Annotated in this window: 14 protein-coding genes; 10 read left to right on the forward strand and 4 right to left on the reverse strand. The window is 74.6% G+C overall.

Annotation, left to right across the window (positions count from 1 at the left end):
- The first annotated feature begins 9 nt into the window (after positions 1 to 9).
- On the forward strand, positions 10 to 1,953 hold the full coding sequence (locus IF27_RS07205) for a glycosyltransferase (RefSeq protein WP_052848553.1): 1,944 nt from the start codon (positions 10 to 12) through the stop codon (positions 1,951 to 1,953).
- On the opposite strand, the gene soxR is transcribed toward IF27_RS07205, so the two are convergent.
- Positions 1,907 to 2,530 carry a redox-sensitive transcriptional activator SoxR gene (gene soxR, locus IF27_RS07210; RefSeq protein ID WP_110945643.1) on the reverse strand — a complete coding sequence of 208 codons (624 nt, stop codon included), beginning with the start codon at positions 2,528 to 2,530 and terminating at the stop codon, positions 1,907 to 1,909. The genes IF27_RS07205 and soxR overlap by 47 nt on opposite strands.
- Before the next feature lie 94 nt (positions 2,531 to 2,624).
- On the opposite strand from soxR, the gene IF27_RS07215 reads away from it, so the two are divergent.
- Positions 2,625 to 3,464 (forward strand): metallophosphoesterase family protein, encoded by an 840-nt coding sequence (locus tag IF27_RS07215; RefSeq protein WP_052848554.1) that lies wholly within the window; start codon positions 2,625 to 2,627, stop codon positions 3,462 to 3,464.
- Positions 3,461 to 4,123, forward strand: a complete 663-nt coding sequence (locus IF27_RS07220) for a 4'-phosphopantetheinyl transferase family protein (protein ID WP_052848555.1) — start codon at positions 3,461 to 3,463, stop codon at positions 4,121 to 4,123. The genes IF27_RS07215 and IF27_RS07220 overlap by 4 nt, the downstream gene beginning before the upstream one ends.
- 88 nt (positions 4,124 to 4,211) lie before the next feature.
- On the opposite strand, the gene IF27_RS07225 is transcribed toward IF27_RS07220, so the two are convergent.
- Positions 4,212 to 6,023 carry a bifunctional metallophosphatase/5'-nucleotidase gene (locus tag IF27_RS07225; RefSeq protein WP_052848556.1) on the reverse strand — a complete coding sequence of 604 codons (1,812 nt, stop codon included), beginning with the start codon at positions 6,021 to 6,023 and terminating at the stop codon, positions 4,212 to 4,214.
- A gap of 163 nt (positions 6,024 to 6,186) precedes the next feature.
- Here IF27_RS07225 and mshD point away from each other — a divergent pair, with 163 nt between their 5' ends.
- The 3 genes from mshD to IF27_RS07240 all read left to right on the forward strand — a co-directional run bounded on the left by mshD (position 6,187) and on the right by IF27_RS07240 (position 9,827).
- Positions 6,187 to 7,095: a mycothiol synthase gene (gene mshD / locus IF27_RS07230; RefSeq protein WP_052848841.1), complete on the forward strand. Its 909-nt coding sequence runs from the start codon at positions 6,187 to 6,189 to the stop codon at positions 7,093 to 7,095.
- A 148-nt stretch (positions 7,096 to 7,243) separates the two neighbouring features.
- The gene (locus IF27_RS07235; RefSeq protein WP_110945644.1) at positions 7,244 to 9,412 is read left to right on the forward strand and encodes an RNA degradosome polyphosphate kinase; all 2,169 of its coding nucleotides are present in this window, start codon (positions 7,244 to 7,246) and stop codon (positions 9,410 to 9,412) included.
- Positions 9,405 to 9,827 carry an NUDIX hydrolase gene (locus IF27_RS07240; RefSeq protein ID WP_052848557.1) on the forward strand — a complete coding sequence of 141 codons (423 nt, stop codon included), beginning with the start codon at positions 9,405 to 9,407 and terminating at the stop codon, positions 9,825 to 9,827. The genes IF27_RS07235 and IF27_RS07240 overlap by 8 nt, the downstream gene beginning before the upstream one ends.
- Here the strand turns inward: IF27_RS07240 and IF27_RS07245 are convergent.
- Positions 9,808 to 10,602, reverse strand: a complete 795-nt coding sequence (locus IF27_RS07245; protein WP_052848558.1) for a class I SAM-dependent methyltransferase — start codon at positions 10,600 to 10,602, stop codon at positions 9,808 to 9,810. The genes IF27_RS07240 and IF27_RS07245 overlap by 20 nt on opposite strands.
- 77 nt (positions 10,603 to 10,679) lie before the next feature.
- Between IF27_RS07245 and mshA the strand changes: the two genes are divergently transcribed.
- The 4 genes from mshA to IF27_RS07265 all read left to right on the forward strand — a co-directional run bounded on the left by mshA (position 10,680) and on the right by IF27_RS07265 (position 15,406).
- Positions 10,680 to 12,005, forward strand: a complete 1,326-nt coding sequence (mshA, locus tag IF27_RS07250) for a D-inositol-3-phosphate glycosyltransferase (RefSeq protein WP_110945645.1) — start codon at positions 10,680 to 10,682, stop codon at positions 12,003 to 12,005.
- 19 nt (positions 12,006 to 12,024) lie between these two features.
- Entirely contained in the window at positions 12,025 to 12,528 is a 504-nt protein-coding gene (locus IF27_RS07255; RefSeq protein WP_052848560.1) for a type III secretion system chaperone family protein, read from the forward strand.
- A 46-nt stretch (positions 12,529 to 12,574) separates the two neighbouring features.
- Positions 12,575 to 13,333 carry a phosphoglyceromutase gene (locus IF27_RS07260; protein WP_052848561.1) on the forward strand — a complete coding sequence of 253 codons (759 nt, stop codon included), beginning with the start codon at positions 12,575 to 12,577 and terminating at the stop codon, positions 13,331 to 13,333.
- 696 nt (positions 13,334 to 14,029) lie between these two features.
- The gene (locus IF27_RS07265; protein ID WP_110945646.1) at positions 14,030 to 15,406 is read left to right on the forward strand and encodes a sensor histidine kinase; all 1,377 of its coding nucleotides are present in this window, start codon (positions 14,030 to 14,032) and stop codon (positions 15,404 to 15,406) included.
- Between the two features lie 279 nt (positions 15,407 to 15,685).
- Here IF27_RS07265 and phoU read toward each other — a convergent pair whose 3' ends face one another.
- Positions 15,686 to 16,360: a phosphate signaling complex protein PhoU gene (gene phoU / locus IF27_RS07270; protein WP_052848562.1), complete on the reverse strand. Its 675-nt coding sequence runs from the start codon at positions 16,358 to 16,360 to the stop codon at positions 15,686 to 15,688.
- Positions 16,361 to 16,415 lie beyond the last annotated feature (55 nt).

Consider the following 16,415-nt stretch of genomic DNA (forward strand, 5'->3'; position numbering starts at 1 on the left):
TGAAGCCACGTGAGAATCGCCTTCCTGCTGCACGACCTGAACGGCACCGGCACCGCCGACCGCGCCACCGCCGACCTCGCGTCCGCGCTCGGCGCCACGCACGACGTCGAGCTGGCCGTCGTCCGCGACCCCCACGCCACGCCCGCGGGGCGCCCCCGCCCCCGCCTCACCCCCGGCGTCACCCTCGGCCCGGTCATCGACTCCCGCCACCGCGTCGCCGCCTACCTGCGCCGCACCGACGCCGACGTCGTCATCGCCACCCGCCCCACCCTCGTGCGCTGGCTCGCCGAGTACGGCCACGACCGGTACGTCCGCATCGGGCGCCGCAGCCCCGAGCCGCACGCCCACCTGCCCGGCGCCGTCCTCGCCAGGCTCGACGCGTTCGCCGCCACCTCCGACGCCGACGCCGCCCGCCACCGCGCCGCGCTGCCCCCCGGCGCGACCACCCGCGTCGTCGCCATCCCTGGCCCCGCGCCCGCCGTCACGGTCGGCCCCGCGTCCGGCGCGTCCCGGACGATCGTCGCGGCGGGCAGGCTCATCCCCGTCGGCCGCCACGAACTGCTCGTGGACGCCTTCGCGACCCTCGCGCCCCGGCGGCCCGACTGGAGCCTGCGCATCTACGGCGAGGGCCGTCTCGCCGGGCGCCTCCGGCAGCGCATCGACGACCTCGGCCTCTACAACCGCGTCCGCCTCATGGGCGCGCTGCCGCCGATGGAGCGGATGGAGACCGAGTGGATCAAGGGGGCGATAGCCGCCGTCACCACGAGCGGCGAACCGTTCGACCGCACGCTCCTCGAAGCCATGAGCTGCGGCCTCCCCGTCGTCTCCACCGACTGCGCCTTCGGCTCCGCCGGGGTCATCACCCACGGCACGGACGGCCTGCTCGTCCCCCGCGACGGCGGGAGCGAGGCGTACGCCGACGCCCTGCTGCGCCTGATCGACTCACCGGCCGACCGCCGCCGCATGGGCGCCGCCGCCCTGCGCACCGCCGCCGCGCACGGCCCCGCCCACGCCGCCCGCAGCCTCGCCGAGCTGGCCGCCACCCTGCGCCGCCGCCCGCGCCGCCTCCGCAGCGTCCTGCGCCTGCGCTCCGCGCCCCCCGCACGGCCCACCGAGCCGGACGGCCGTCCCCGCGCACGGGGCCACTGCACGGTCGCGCCCGACGGCTCGCTCACCGTCGTCCTCGCGCCCGACACCCTGCCGCCCGCCGGGCAGTCCGACTTCGTCGCCCAGCGCCGCGAGGACCCGGACGGCCACCGCATCCGCGTGCCCATCCGCCGCGCCCCCGGCACCGGCGAGACCGCCGTCACCCTCGACCGCGCCTCGCGCGTCCTGCCCGAGGGCCGCTGGGACTGCTACGTCGAGCCGCGCGACGAAGGGCTGCGCCGCCGCATCGCCGCCGACACCATCGACGCCGCCGCGCTCGTCACCCTCGCCCCGACGGAGAACGAGCACGGCGTCTCCTGCTGGCTGCCCTACACCACGGCCGACGGCGACCTGACGCTGCGCACCTGGCTGCGCCGCGTGCACGCCGAGGTGGAGCGCGTCACCGTCGCCGACGGCGCCGCGACCGTCACCGCCGTCCTCCTGGGCCCCGGCGCCCGGCGCTGCGCCGTGCGGGAGGCCGAGGCCGTCGCCATCGCGCGGTCGGGCGACGGCGGCGACCTGCGCATGCCCCTGCGCGCGCTGCCGGACGGCCGGGTCGCGTTCACCTTCTCCTACGCCGACGCCCTGGCGCGCCGTACGGCGGCGGTCCGCCGCGACGTCTGGGACCTCAAGCTGCGCCTCGGCCCGTCAGGGCGCGGCCTGGTGCCGGTCGGCCGGATCGGCGGGGACACGATCGACCTGGCGCGCACCGACGCGTTCCCGCCCGTGGCCCTCGGCGGCACGTGGCTGCGGCCGTTCTTCACCGCCCAGCACGGCCTCGCGGTCGCGGCGGACGCGGTGGGTTGAGGGGCGTGGGCGGCGGCGCGCAGGGGTCCTTGACGACGGTGGCGCCCACGGCCGCCGCCCCGCCCGCCGCCTTCGCCCGCGCCAGCGCCTCGCCCTCCGCCTCGGGTTCGTCCGCCACCCGGCGGTCGTCGCTGAGCAGCCGCACCGGCCCGCAGGCACCGTGCTCCCCGAGCACGTCGTACGGGTTGGCCAGCATGCAGCTCTCCAGCGACAGGCAGCCGCAGCCGATGCACTCGGACAGGTTGTCCCGCAGCCGCCTCATCTGCGCGATGCGGGCGTCGAGGTCCTGGCGCCAGTACTCGGAGACGTGCGCCCAGTCCTCGTGGGTGGGCGTACGGCCCTCCGGGAGCCGGTCGAGGGCGTAGCGGATGGCGCTCAGCGGCATGCCGACGTTCTGCGAGACGCGGATGAACGCCACGCGCCGCAGCATGTCGCGCGGGTAGCGCCGCTGGTTGCCCGAGGTGCGGCGGCTGGAGATGAGGCCCTGCTCCTCGTAGAAGCGCAGCGCCGACGTCGCGACACCGCTGCGCTGGGCCAACTGGCCGATGGTCAGCTCTTTGGCGATGGTGGCGGTCATACGGTCATCGTAGCCACCGATCTCAAGCTTGCTTCAACATCGCGCTGGGTACGGTCACCCGCGACGGGACGGGCCGTCGGCGAGGGGGAGGGCGATGGGGAGACTGCTGGCCATCAGCGATCTGCATGTGCGCTACGGCGAGAACCGCGTCATCACGGGCGGGCTGCGGCCCACGGCGGACGACGACTGGCTGCTCGTCGCCGGGGACGTCGGCGAGCTGTGGGACGACATCGAGTGGACGCTGACGACCCTCGCGCGCCGCTTCGCCAAGGTCGTCTGGGCCCCGGGCAACCACGAGCTGTGGACCCTCCAGGACGACACGGTGCCCCTCACCGGCGTCGCACGGTACGAGGCGCTGGTCGCCCTGTGCCGACGGCTCGGCGTCGTCACGCCGGAGGACCCCTACCCGGTGTGGGAGGGCGAGGGCGGCCCCGCGGTGGTCGTGCCGCTGTTCACGCTGTACGACTACACGTTCCGCCCGCCGGGCACGCACGACAAGGCGTCCGCGCTCGCCGTGGCCGAGGCGGCGGGCATCGTCTGCACCGACGAGTTCCACCTGCACCACGACCCGTACCCCAGCCGCGAGGCGTGGTCCCGCGCCCGCGTCGCCGCCACCGCCGCGCGGCTCGCCACCGAACTGCCCGCCGGGCTGCCGACCGTCCTCGTCAACCACTGGCCGCTGGTCCGCGAGCCCACCCGCATCCTGCGCCACCCCGAGTTCGCCCTCTGGTGCGGCACCGAGGCCACCGAGGACTGGCCGCGCCGCTTCCGCGCGGCGACCGTCGTCTACGGGCACCTCCACATCCCCCGGCTGATCCACCACGACGGCATCCCCCACCAGGAGGTCTCCCTCGGCTATCCCCGCGAGTGGCTGCCCCGCTCCACCCCGCCGCGCCTGCTGGTGCCCGTGCTCCCGGCCACGGTCGCGCCGTGACGGACGGCGGGCCGCTCGCCCGGCTCCTCGGCGCCCCGGCCGCGACCGAGGAGGTGTTCACCGACCCGCCGGGCCCCGACGACCTCCTCCCCGAGGAGACCGTCCACATCGCGCGCGCCGTCCCCGCACGCCGCGCCGAGTTCGCCACCGTGCGGCGCTGCGCGCGCACCGCCCTCGCCCGCCTCGGCGCGCCCCGCCTGCCCCTGCTCCCCGGCGCACACGGCGCCCCCGGCTGGCCGCCGGGCTTCCTCGGCAGCATGACCCACTGCACGGGCTACCGCGCCGCCGCCGTCGCCCGCGTCGGCGACCTGGCCTCCCTCGGCATCGACGCCGAACCGGACGCGCCCCTGCCCGACCCCGGCATCCTGCCGATGATCTCCCTGCCGGACGAGCGCCCCCACCTCGCCCGCCTCGCCGCCGAGCGCCCGGAGCTGCACTGGGAACGGCTGCTCTTCTCGGCCAAGGAGAGCGTCTACAAGACGTGGTTCCCGCTCACCGGGCGCTGGCTCGGCTTCGAGGAGGCCACCGTCACCTTCCACCCCGACGACGGCACGTTCACCGCCCGCCTGCTGCCCGCCGACAGCCCCTTCCGGACCCTCCACGGCCGGTTCGTGGCCGAAAAAGGACTCCTCGTGACGGCGATCGCGCTGCCTCTGTGACCACGCGCGCGACCCCCGCGCACGCACGGCGGCGCCGCGCCCCCGCACGTACGGGGACGCGGCGCCGCCGCCCTGCGTCCGGCCCGGCTCAGCCGCCGATGACCGTGATCCGGTCCGCCGCGGGCGCCGCCAGCGGGGCGTCGGCCGTCGAATGGGCCGTCAGGTAGTCGCGCAGGACCGCCATGTCGTCCTCGCCGACCACCGGGTTCCCGCCCTCGGCCAGCGTGGCGAAGCCGTCGCCGCCCCCGGCGAGGAACGAGTTCACCGCCACCCGGTACGTCGCCGCCGGGTCGAGCGGCTCGCCCGCGACCGTCACCGAGTCCGCGACGATCCGGTCGGCGCCCGACGCCGACAGGTCCAGCGTGTACGCCAGGCCGTCCGACGGCTGGAGGTACTTGGGCGCCGCCTCGTTCCCGCCCGTCACCTGCTCGCGCAGCACGCTCAGCAGCTGCTCGCCCGTCAGATCGACGAGATTCACCGTGTTCGAGAACGGCTGGACGGTGAAGCCCTCCCCGTACGTCACGACGCCGTCGCCCTCCGCGCCGGACGCCGCGTACACCAGGTCGGCGCGCACGCCGCCCGGGTTCATCAGCGCGAGGTCCGCCTCCGGGTCGATCTCCCGCGCGTGTTCGAGCTGCGCGTCCGCGATCAGGTCGCCGAGCGGGAACTCGGGCGCGCCCGTGCCCCGGCCCGCGATGTCCTCGGAGATCCAGCCGATCGGCGCGTTCGCGACCGGCGCGGCCAGCTCGTTCCACTCGCCGATCAGCCGGGTGAGCCGCGGGTCACGCCGCTGCTCCCGGTCCACGACGCGGTTCGTGCCCTCGACCGAGGCGCGCACGATGTCGCGCGTCCGCAGGTCGTACTCCATGGTCAGCTCGGTGAACAGCCGCCCGTTCGACGCCGCCGAGGTGACCAGCCGGTCGCGGCCCGCGGGGTCGGGGATCGTGCAGACGTACGGCTGGTGCGTGTGGCCGGTGACCAGCGCGTCCACGCCCGGGTCCGTGCGCTCCGCTATGTCCACGATGGGGCCCGACAGGCCGCCGTCCGCGCCGTCGCAGTCGCGGTTGTAGGCCGCCGTCGCCGGGTAGCCGCCCTCGTGGATCAGCGCGACCACCGCGTTCACGCCCTTGCGCCGCAGCTCACGCGTGTACCGGTTGATCGTCTCGACCTCGTCGCGGAACTCCAGGCCCTCGATGCCCGCCTGGGTCACGATGTCGGCCGTGCCCTCCAGCGTCACGCCGATGAAGCCGACCTCGACGCCGCCGACCCGCTCGATCGTGTACGGCGCGAGGATCGGCCGTCCCGTGTCCTCGCGCACGACGTTCGCCGCCAGGTAGGGGAAGTCGGCGCCCTCGAACTCGCGGCCCTCCGTGTAGCAGCCGTCCACCGGGTGGCAGCCGCCGTCCTGGAGCCGCGTCAGCTCGGCCCAGCCCTCGTCGAACTCGTGGTTGCCCACGCCCGCGACGTCGAGGTCCAGCTCGTTCAGCGCCTCGATCGTCGGCTCGTCGTGGAAGAGACCCGACAACAGCGGCGACGCGCCGACCAGGTCGCCCGCCGCCACCGTCAGCGACCGCGGCTCGCCGCGCCGCGCGGCGCGCAGCCCGGTCGCCAGGTACTCGACGCCGCCCGCGGTCACGGTCTCGGTCGTGCCGTCCGGATGTTCGTGCGTCACCTGCCCGTTGGAGCCGCTGGGGGGCTCCAGCGCGCCGTGCAGGTCGTTGAGGGCGAGGAGTTGCAGATCGACGGTCCTGCCGTGCCCGTGACCGCCGCCGTGGCCGCCGTGACCGCCACCCTGCGCGCCGGGCGCGGCCTGCGCGCTCGGCAGGGCGACGGCGAGCGCCCCCGCGACCGCGAGCACCGCCGCGCCCGCCGTCAGTCTGTACCTACGTGCTACCTGCATGTGGGGTGAATCCCTTTCGTGTCAAGGGAGCTGATCCTGAGACATACCCGTCGCGCCGCACCCTAGTGGCTACGCGCGTAGCCATACAGGCGCCCGAGATGACGACGGCGTAACGGGCGGACGAAGCCGGGGGACGCCCGGCGCCCGCACTACAGTCGTGTCCATGAGTGACGTCGTGGTACAGGACCAGGTGACGCCCGAGGAGCGGGACGAGGCGCTGGCGCTCATCGAGGCGGCGGCCGGACGGGACGGCCAGAGCGCCGTCTCCGAGCAGGGCAGGCTGCTGCTGCGCGGCGGCCCGCGCGCGGGCGTGCTCCACCTCCTCCTGCGCGCCGAGGACGGCACGCTCGTCGGCTACGCGCAGCTCGACGGCCGCGACGTCGTCGAGCCGCCGACCGGCGAGCTGGTCGTCCATCCGGGCCACCGGGGCAGGCGGTACGGGCGCGCGCTGGGCGCCGCCCTGCTGGCCGAGTCGGGGAACCGGCTGCGCGTGTGGGCGCACGGCGGCCACGCCGCGGCCCGCCACCTCGCGCAGTCGATGCGGCTGACCCCCTTCCGTGAACTGCGCCAACTGCGCCGTCCGCTGGGCGGACTCGGCTCGTCGCCCGTGGACCTGCCGCCCGGCGTGCGCGTGCGGACGTTCCGCCCCGGGCAGGACGACGCCGCCTGGCTCGCCGTGAACGCCGCCGCGTTCGCCCACCACCCCGAGCAGGGCGCCCTCACCCAGGCCGACCTGGACGCGCGCGTCGCCGAACCGTGGTTCGACGCCGACGGGTTCTTCCTCGCCGTGCCGGACGACGACGAGAGCCGCATCCTCGGCTTCCACTGGACGAAGGTCCACGAGGCCGAGCGCCTCGGCGAGGTGTACGTCGTCGGCGTCTCGCCCGACGCGCAGGGCAAGGGCCTCGGCCGCGCCCTCACCGCGGCAGGTCTGCGCCACCTGGCCGCCGACCGGTCGCTGCCGACGGCGATGCTCTACGTGGACGCGGACAACACGGCGGCCGTCCGGGTGTACGAGAGCCTGGGCTTCCGCACGTTCGAGACCGACCTCATGTACCGCACGGAGCACTGACACGCCCGCACGCGCCGGGCCCGCGCCGCGACGGCGAGCGGGGCGCGGGCGACGCGGGCACGGCGCGCGCCCGTGTGCGGACGGCGCTGTTCATCCTGTTCACCTCTCCGACGTGCCCCGTTAGCCCGGACGGCGCGAGAATGGAGCCATGACTCAGGGAGCCACGGTCCGCCCGGACACGCCCGCACTGCCCCAGCCGGTGTCCCCGGACGGACGCGCCGCGTCCGCCACGTCAGGGGGCGACGGCGGTGAGCTTCCCCCGGACCGCTTCCTCGACCGCGAGCGCAGCTGGCTCGCCTTCAACGAACGCGTCCTCGAACTCGCCGAGGACACCGGCACGCCGCTGCTGGAGCGCGTCAACTTCCTGTCCATCTTCGCGAGCAACCTCGACGAGTTCTTCATGGTGCGCGTCGCCGGGCTCAAGCGCCGCATCGCCACCGGCGTCGCGACCCGCTCCCTCACCGGCCGCCCGCCGCGCGAGGTCATCGGCACGATCTGGACCATGGCGCGCGACCAGCTCGCCCGCCAGGCCGCCGTCTACCGGCAGGACGTCGGGCCGCGGCTCGCCGAGGAGGGCATCCACCTCCTGCGCTGGCCCGACCTCGACGAGGAGGAGCAGACCCGCCTGTTCTCCTTCTTCCGCAAACGAATCTTCCCGGTCCTCACCCCGCTCGCCGTGGACCCGGCCCACCCCTTCCCCTACATATCCGGGCTCTCCCTCAACCTCGCCGTGATGGTCCGCAACCCGGCCAGCGGCCACAAACACTTCGCACGCGTGAAGGTCCCGCCGCTGCTGACCCGTTTCATGGAGGCGTCGCCGCAGCGCTACGTCCCCGTCGAGGACGTCATCGCCGCCCACCTCGAAGAGCTGTTCCCCGGCATGGAGGTGCTGGCGCACCACGTCTTCCGCGTGACGCGCAACGAGGACCTGGAGGTCGAGGAGGACGACGCGGAGAACCTCCTCCAGGCCCTGGAGAAGGAACTGCTGCGCCGCCGCTTCGGCCCGCCCGTCCGCCTGGAGGTCGAGGAGTCCATCGACCCCGAGGTGCTCGACGTCCTCATCCGCGAGCTGAAGATCAGCCGCGAGGAGGTGTACGCGCTGCCAGGCCCGCTGGACCTGACCGGTCTGCGCGCCATCGCCTCCCTCGACCGGCCCGACCTGAAGTACCCCAAGTTCGTCGCCCGCACCCACCGCGACCTGGCCGAGGTCGAGTCGGCGTCCGCGCCCGACATCTTCGCGGCGCTGCGCGAACGCGACGTGCTCCTGCACCACCCGTACGACTCGTTCTCCACCTCCGTCCAGGCGTTCCTGGAACAGGCCGCCGCCGACCCCGACGTCCTCGCCATCAAACAGACGCTCTACCGCACCTCGGGCGACTCGCCGATCGTGGACGCCCTGATCGACGCCGCCGAGTCGGGCAAGCAGGTCCTCGTCCTCGTGGAGATCAAGGCGCGCTTCGACGAGCACGCCAACATCAAGTGGGCGCGGAAGCTGGAGGAGGCCGGCTGCCATGTGGTGTACGGCCTGGTCGGCCTGAAGACGCACTGCAAGCTGTCCCTCGTCGTCCGCCAGGAGGGCGACGGCCTGCGCCGCTACGCGCACGTCGGCACCGGCAACTACCACCCGAAGACGGCCCGCGTGTACGAGGACCTGGGCCTCCTGACGGCCGACCCCGAGGTCGGCGCCGACCTGTCCGACCTCTTCAACCGCCTCTCCGGCTACTCGCGGCGCGACAACTACCGCCGCCTCCTCGTCGCCCCCCGCTCCCTGCGCGACGGCCTCATCACCCGCATCCGCCGCGAGATCGACCACCAGCGCGCCGGGCGCCCCGCCGCCATCCGCATCAAGGTCAACTCGATCGTGGACGAGGCGATCATCGACGCCCTCTACCGCGCCTCGCAGGCGGGCGTCCCCGTGGACGTGTGGGTGCGCGGCATCTGCGCCCTGCGCCCCGGCGTGCCGGGGCTGTCGGAGAACATCCGCGTCCGCAGCGTCCTGGGCCGCTTCCTCGAACACTCGCGCCTCTACGCGTTCGCCGCCGGCGGCGAGAACGAGGTGTGGCTCGGCAGCGCCGACCTGATGCACCGCAACCTCGACCGCCGCATCGAGGTCATCGTCCGCGTCACCGACCCGGGCCACCGCGCCACGCTCGGCCGCCTGCTGACCACCGGCATGTCGGACGGCTCCGAGTCCTGGCACCTCGACGCGGACGGCGGCTGGACACGCCACGCCGAGGACGCCGACGGGCGGCGCCTCACCAACGTCCAGGAAGCCCTCATAGACGTGCGGAGGAAGCGCCGTGCGGCCGGTGACTGACCCGGCGCCCGCGCCGATACGCGCGGCCGGCTGCGTCCTGTGGCGCAGGTCGGCCGGGGGCGGCATCGAGGTGGCGCTCGTGCACCGGCCCAAGTACGACGACTGGTCGCACCCCAAGGGCAAGCTGCACCTCGGCGAGCCGCACGACGCCGCGGCCGTCCGCGAGGTCCGCGAGGAGACGGGCATGGAGTGCGTCCTCGGCCACGCCCTGCCCACGGCGCGCTACCTGACCGAGGGCGGGCGCGCCAAGATCGTCCGCTACTGGATCGCCGAGGCCGTACGCGGCCGGTTCGTGCCGAACGACGAGGTGGACGCCGTCGCCTGGCTCGCCCCGCCCGAGGCCCGCGTCCGCCTCACCGGCGAGCCGGACCGCACCCTGCTGGACGAGGCGCTGGTCACGCTCCCGGCCCGCTGACCGGCGCCAGCGCCGCCCACGCCACCGTCACCTCGCCCTGCCGCCAGCGCGCCGGACCGTCCAGCACCGGCCAGTCGGCCGCCAGCGCCCGCACGGCGCGCAGCCAGCGCTGCCGTGCGCCCAGCGGCGCCCAGGGCGCGGCGGCGGCCCAGGCGCGGTCGAAGCCGCGCAGGAAGGCGTGCACCGGCTCGCCCGGCACGTTCCGGTGGATCAGCGCCTTCGGCAGGCGTTCCGCCAGGTCGGACGGGGTGCCGAGCGAGCCGAGCCGCGCGGCGAACGTCACGCTGCGCGGCCCCTCGGGACCCAGCGCCACCCACACGTGCCGCCGCCCGATCTCGTCACACGTGCCCTCCACCAGCAGCCCGCCGGGCGCCAGCCGCCCGCACAGCCGCGCCCACACGGCGGGCACGCCGTCCTCCGGGTACTGGCGCAGGACGTTCGCCGCGCGGATCAGCGCGGGCCGCTCCCCGCCCGGCAGCGGCACCTCGAAGCCGCCGCGGACGAAGGCGAGCCCGTCCCGCACGTACGGCAGGGCCGCCGCGACCCGCGCCGGGTCGATCTCCACGCCCGTCACCCGCAGGTCCGGCCGCACCCGGCGCAGCCGCTCCAGCAGCTCGACGGCGGTCCACGGCGCGGCGCCGTACCCCAGGTCAACGGCCGCCGGGGGCGCGGCGGCACGGCGCAGCGCGGGGCCGTGCGCGGCGGCGATCCAGCGGTCCATGCGGCGCAGGCGGTTGGGCCCCGTCGTCCCCCTGGTCACGTTCCCCTCCGGCATGCGCGAGAGCGTAACCCCCGCGCCGGGCGGGCACCGGGGGTGGACGGGAGAGCGGGCCGCGAACGCGGGTGGGCACAATGGGAGCGGTGCCCCCGGCTGACAGGTCGCACCCGCCGAGGAGAGGAAGAGCCGTGCCACAGGTCCGCCGCGTCGCGATGCTGAGCGTGCACACGTCGCCGCTCCACCAGCCGGGGACCGGGGACGCGGGCGGGATGAACGTGTACATCGTGGAGCTGTCACGGCAGCTCGCGCGGCAGGGCGTCGAGGTCGAGATCTTCACCCGCGCCACGGCCGGGGGCCTGGCCCCCACCGTCGAACTGGCGCCCGGCGTGCTGGTACGGCACGTGGACGCGGGACCGTACGCGGGCCTCAGCAAGGAGGAGCTGCCCGCCCAGCTGTGCGCCTTCACGCACGGCCTCATGCGCTTCTGGGCCGGGCGCAGGCCCGACCACTTCGACCTCGTCCACTCGCACTACTGGCTGTCGGGGCAGGTCGGCTGGCTGGCCGCCGAGCGCTGGGGCGTCCCCCTCGTCCACCAGATGCACACCATGGCCAAGGTGAAGAACGCCGCCCTCGCCACCGGCGACACCCCGGAACCGGCCGCGCGCGTCATCGGCGAGACGCAGATCGTCCGTGCCGCCGACCGCCTGATCGCCAACACCGCCGAGGAGGCCGCCGACCTCGTCAGGCACTACGACGCCGACCCGGCGCGCACCATGGTCGTCCACCCGGGCGTGAACCTCGAACGCTTCCGCCCGGCGGACGGCCGCGCCGCCGCACGCGCCCGCCTCGGGCTGCCGCAGGACGCGCTGGTGCCGCTGTTCGCCGGGCGCATCCAGCCGCTGAAGGCGCCCGACATCCTGCTGTACGCCGTCCGCCACCTGCTGGACGCGCGGCCTGAGCTGCACCGCCGGATGGTCGTCCCCGTCGTGGGCGGCCCGTCCGGGTCGGGGCTGGCGCGGCCGGAACGCCTTCAGAAGCTCGCCGCCCGCCTCGGCCTGACCGACCTCGTGCGCTTCTGCCCGCCGGTCACGCAGGAGGTGCTGGCCGACTGGTACCGGGCCGCGAGCGTGCTGGTCATGCCGTCGTACAGCGAGTCCTTCGGCCTCGCGGCGGCCGAGGCCCAGGCGTGCGGCACCCCGGTCATCGCCGCGGCGGTGGGCGGCCTGCCGGTGGTCGTACGGGACGGGCGGACCGGCTTCCTGATCGACGGCCACGACCCCGCCGACTACGCGCGGGCCCTGCGCCACTTCGTGGACCACCCGCCCCTCACCGCGAGGCTCGGCGCCGAGGCCCACCGGCACGCCCACGGCTTCGGCTGGGACGCGACGGCCGCCGACACCCTCACCGTCTACCAGACGGCACGCGAATCCCACCGCTTCACCCAGCCCGCCACCGGCTGACCGGCCTACCATCGACCGCATGCCCGCACCCGATCCCCGCGCCCTGCACGCGGTCGAAGAGGCGCTGCGCGCGTGCGGCGCCCCCTGGGAGAGCCCGTCCCCCGGGCACTACGTCGTCTCCCTCCCCGGCACCCGCAAGCTCTCGACGACCTGCTCCCTCGTCGTCGGACGCCACGCGCTCTCCGTCAACGCCTTCGTCATCCGCAGCCCCGACGAGAACCACGCCGCCGTCCACCGCTGGCTGCTGGAGCGGAACCTCCGCCTGTTCGGCGTCGCGTACGCGATCGACGCGCACGGCGACATCTACCTCGCCGGGCGCCTCCCCCTGACGGCCCTCGCGCCCGACGAGATCGACCGTGTCCTGGGAACCGTCCTGGAGAACGCCGACGGCTCCTTCAACACGCTCCTCGAACTCGGCTTCGCGACCGCGATCAGGAAGGAGTACGCCTGGCGCGTCGCGCGGGGCGAGTCCACCCGCAATCTGGACGCGTTCGCGCACCTCACACGCCCCACCGGCGGATAGGGGGTCGCCCCGCCACCGGGCCCGCGCGCCGTCTACCCTCGGCACCATGGCCGACGCACCGTACAAGCTGATCCTCCTCCGCCACGGAGAGAGCGAGTGGAACGCGAAGAACCTCTTCACCGGCTGGGTGGACGTCAATCTCACCGAGAAGGGTGAGAAGGAGGCGGTCCGCGGCGGCGAGCTGCTGAAGGACGCCGGGCTGCTCCCCGACGTGCTGCACACCTCGACGCTCAAGCGCGCCATCCGCACGGCGAACCTCGCCCTCGACGCCGCCGACCGCGCCTGGGTGCCGGTGCACCGCTCGTGGCGGCTGAACGAGCGCCACTACGGCGCGCTCCAGGGCAAGGACAAGGCGGCGACGCTCGCCGAGTTCGGCGAGGAGCAGTTCACGCAGTGGCGCCGCTCCTACGACACCCCGCCGCCGGTGCTGGCCGACGGCGCCGCGTGGTCGCAGAGCGACGACCCGCGCTACGCGGGCATCCCGAGCGAGCTGCGCCCGCGCACCGAGTGCCTGAAGGACGTCGTCGTCCGCATGCTGCCGTACTGGTACGACGCGATCGTCCCCGACCTCGGCGCGGGCCGCACCGTCCTCGTGACCGCCCACGGCAACAGCCTGCGCGCCCTCGTGAAGCACCTCGACAACGTCTCGGACGACGCCATCGTCGGCCTCAACATCCCGACGGGCATCCCGCTGCTCTACGAGCTGGACGCCGACTTCCACCCCGTGACCCCCGGTGGCACCTACCTCGACCCCGAGGCTGCCCGCGCCTCCATCGAGGCCGTCAAGAACCAGGGCAAGAAGTAACGCACCGCGGAACGCAGGTGCCCTCTGCCGCCGGTTCCTCCGGTGGCAGAGGGCACTTCCCCAGTGCCCAGGACGGTCAGCACCCTCCTGCGGGCCGCGCTCGCCGGTACCTCGACCGCTCGTACTGTTCCAGCCACTTCCTGCTGCTGCGCGATGAGCTGTCCCCTGCCTTGACGGCGCGCAGCCCGCCACGGTTCGCCACGACCCGGAGGGTTCTCGGACGTCTCCTCGGTCGCCAGGGCGGCGAGCGGCACGACCTCCACCGGTCCTGCCACTGCGGGCAGCACGAAGCCGCAGAGGTTGGCCGTGACGCTCCGCGCGATCAGCTCGGCCAACGGGCCGCGCTCCTATCCGTCGGCCCGCTACATCGCCCGCAGGTACTACTCGCGGTCCCGCTTGTAGATGATCGCCGGGGGTAGCCCAGGCGGCCGAGGAGCAGGTTGAGAGCGAGCCGCCCCGTCCGGCCGTCCCCGTCGAGGGACGGGTGGATCTGCTCGCACCTGTCGCGACGCCCTCGATCCTGTTCGGTCCGAAGAGGGGAAACCGCACCGAACAACTTCACCGACGCCCTGTGCCGCGGCTCCCCGGGGGCGTCGGCCGGGACCACGGGACCCCGCCGCGTCGTGGCTGGTCCGGTGGGGTGCGGGCGTGGAAAACCTTGCCGCGCACCGCCGCCGACCGCTTACGCTCGAAGGCATGACCGACACGCCGACGGCTCGCGCCGAGGGGCAGCGCACCTGGATGCTGCCGAGCGCCCTGCTGGCGGCCGAGACCTGCGGCACCGGTGACCGCGTCCGTCGCACCGGCCGCGACTGGCTCGTGGACCTCACTCTGTTCGCCTGGGCCGTCGGTCTGTGGTGCGCGCTGCTCCCGTCGCTGCCCGACCTGGACTACCTGCCCGACTGGATGGTCACCCTCGACGCGCCGCTCGGCGCCCTGGCCTGCGTCGGACTGTGGTGGCGCCGCCGCCACCCGCTCGCCCTCGCCATCGCGCTGATACCCATCGGCGCCCTGTCCACCACGGTCTTCGGCGCGCTGGCCGTCGTCATCCTCAACCTCGGGCTGCGCGTCCCCCGCCGGACGGCCTGGGCCGTCCTCGCCCTGCACGTCGCGCTGGGGCTGCCCTACGGCATCCTCGCCGCGGGCGAGGACACCGGCGACTGGGCGGCGGCGTTCTTCTTCATCGCCTACTACCTGTTCTTCTACGCCTGGGGCGCCGCGCTCCGGGCCAGGCGGCAGCTCGTCACCCGCCTACGGGACGACGCCCAGCGCGAGCGCGCCGAGCACGCGCGCCGCCTCGCCGACGTCCGCCGGGCCGAGCGCGAGGCCATCGCCCGCGAGATGCACGACGTCCTCGCCCACCGCATCTCCCTGCTGTCCGTCCACGCGGGCGCCCTCGCGTACCGCACGGCCAAGCAGCAGGAGAGCAGGGACGTCCCGGCGCTGACGGACGCCGAGATCAGCGACAGCGCCCAGCTCATCCGCGACACCGCGCACCAGGCGCTCGAAGAGCTGCGCGACGTCCTCACCGTCCTGCGCGGCAGCGCGCGCGGCGCCGAGGGCCCGCAGCCCGGCATCGGCGACCTGCCCGACCTGCTCGCGGACGCCGAGCGGGCGGGCCAGCGCATCACCCTCGTCCGCGACGACGCCACGGACACCCCGGACGCCGCCGACCAACTGCGCGGCCCGGTCCAGCGGACCGTCTACCGCGTCGTCCAGGAAGGTCTCACCAACGCGCGCAAGCACGCGCCGGGCGCGCCCGTCACCGTCACCTTCTCCGGCGCCCCGGGACGCGGCCTGACCGTCGCCCTGCGCAACGGGCTCACCGACGACGCCGACCGGCCCATACCCGGCGCCGGGGCCGGGCTGACGGGCCTGGAGGAACGCGTCGCGCTCGACGGCGGCACGCTGCGCCACGGCGCGGCCCAGGGCACGTTCACCCTCGTCGCCGAGCTGCCCTGGCCCGGCGCCGCCGCACGCCCCGGCGCCGGGGAGGGCGACGGGACGGCGGCGGCGCCGGGAGCGGACCGTACGGGCACCGCTGCGGCTCAGCCGCAGCTGCCCCCGCACTGACAGCCGGAGCCCGACTGGCACCCGCAGCTGCACCCCGAGGCGCAGCCGCAGCCGCTCAGCAGCGGCAGCGGACGGCGCTCCTTCGGGGTCACGGGCTGGGGCGCGGATATCGGCGCGGGGGAGGCCGGTGAGGCAGCCATGGAACCCTCCTGGGGCAGTGGACACGGCGGAACACGGCGGACGGCCCCGCGGACGGGACGGTCCCCGTGCCTCATTGGACGCCCGCCACGCCCCCCACCGTCAACCGCGCGCGGTGGGGCGCGCGGTCGCACCGGCGGCTCAGACCGTCGGGTCGGGCTCCGGCGAGAACTCGTCCGCGTGCTCACCCGTCACCAGGTAGACCATGCGCCGCGCGATCGACACCGCGTGGTCGGCGAACCGCTCGTAGTAGCGGCCGAGGAGCGTCACATCGACCGCCGTCTCGATGCCGTGCTTCCACCGCTCGTCCAGCAGGTGGCTGAACAGCGTGCGGTGCAGCGAGTCCATCTCGTCGTCGTCCTGCTCCAGCTGCATGGCCAGATCGACGTCCTTGGTGATCAGCACCTCGGTCGCCTTCGCCATGAGCCGCTGCGCCAGCTGCCCCATCTCCAGGATCGTCGCCGACAGGTCGCGCGGCACCGCGGAGTCGGGGAAGCGCAGCCGCGCCACCTTCGCCACGTGCTGCGCCAGGTCGCCGCAGCGCTCCAGGTCGGCGCTCATCCGCAGGCTGGTCACGACGATGCGCAGGTCGGTGGCGACCGGCTGCTGGCGCGCCAGCAGTGCTATCGCGGCGTTCTCCAGGTCGCGGTGCATCTCATCGACCTTTATGTCGGCGGCGATGACGGTCTCCGCCAGCTTCAGGTCGGCGTCCAGCATGGCGGTCGTCGCCCGCCCGATCGCCGACCCGACGAACCTCGCCATCTCCACCAGGCTGTCGCTGACCGCGTCCAGTTCCTCGTGATACGCGTCACGCATGTTGACCGTTCCGTCCTCTCCTCGCCCAGCGGGCTGCTTTCGCTCACACCTTCGG

It is taken from the genome of Streptomyces avicenniae, from assembly GCF_000719135.1.
Classification (GTDB): domain Bacteria; phylum Actinomycetota; class Actinomycetes; order Streptomycetales; family Streptomycetaceae; genus Streptomyces; species Streptomyces avicenniae.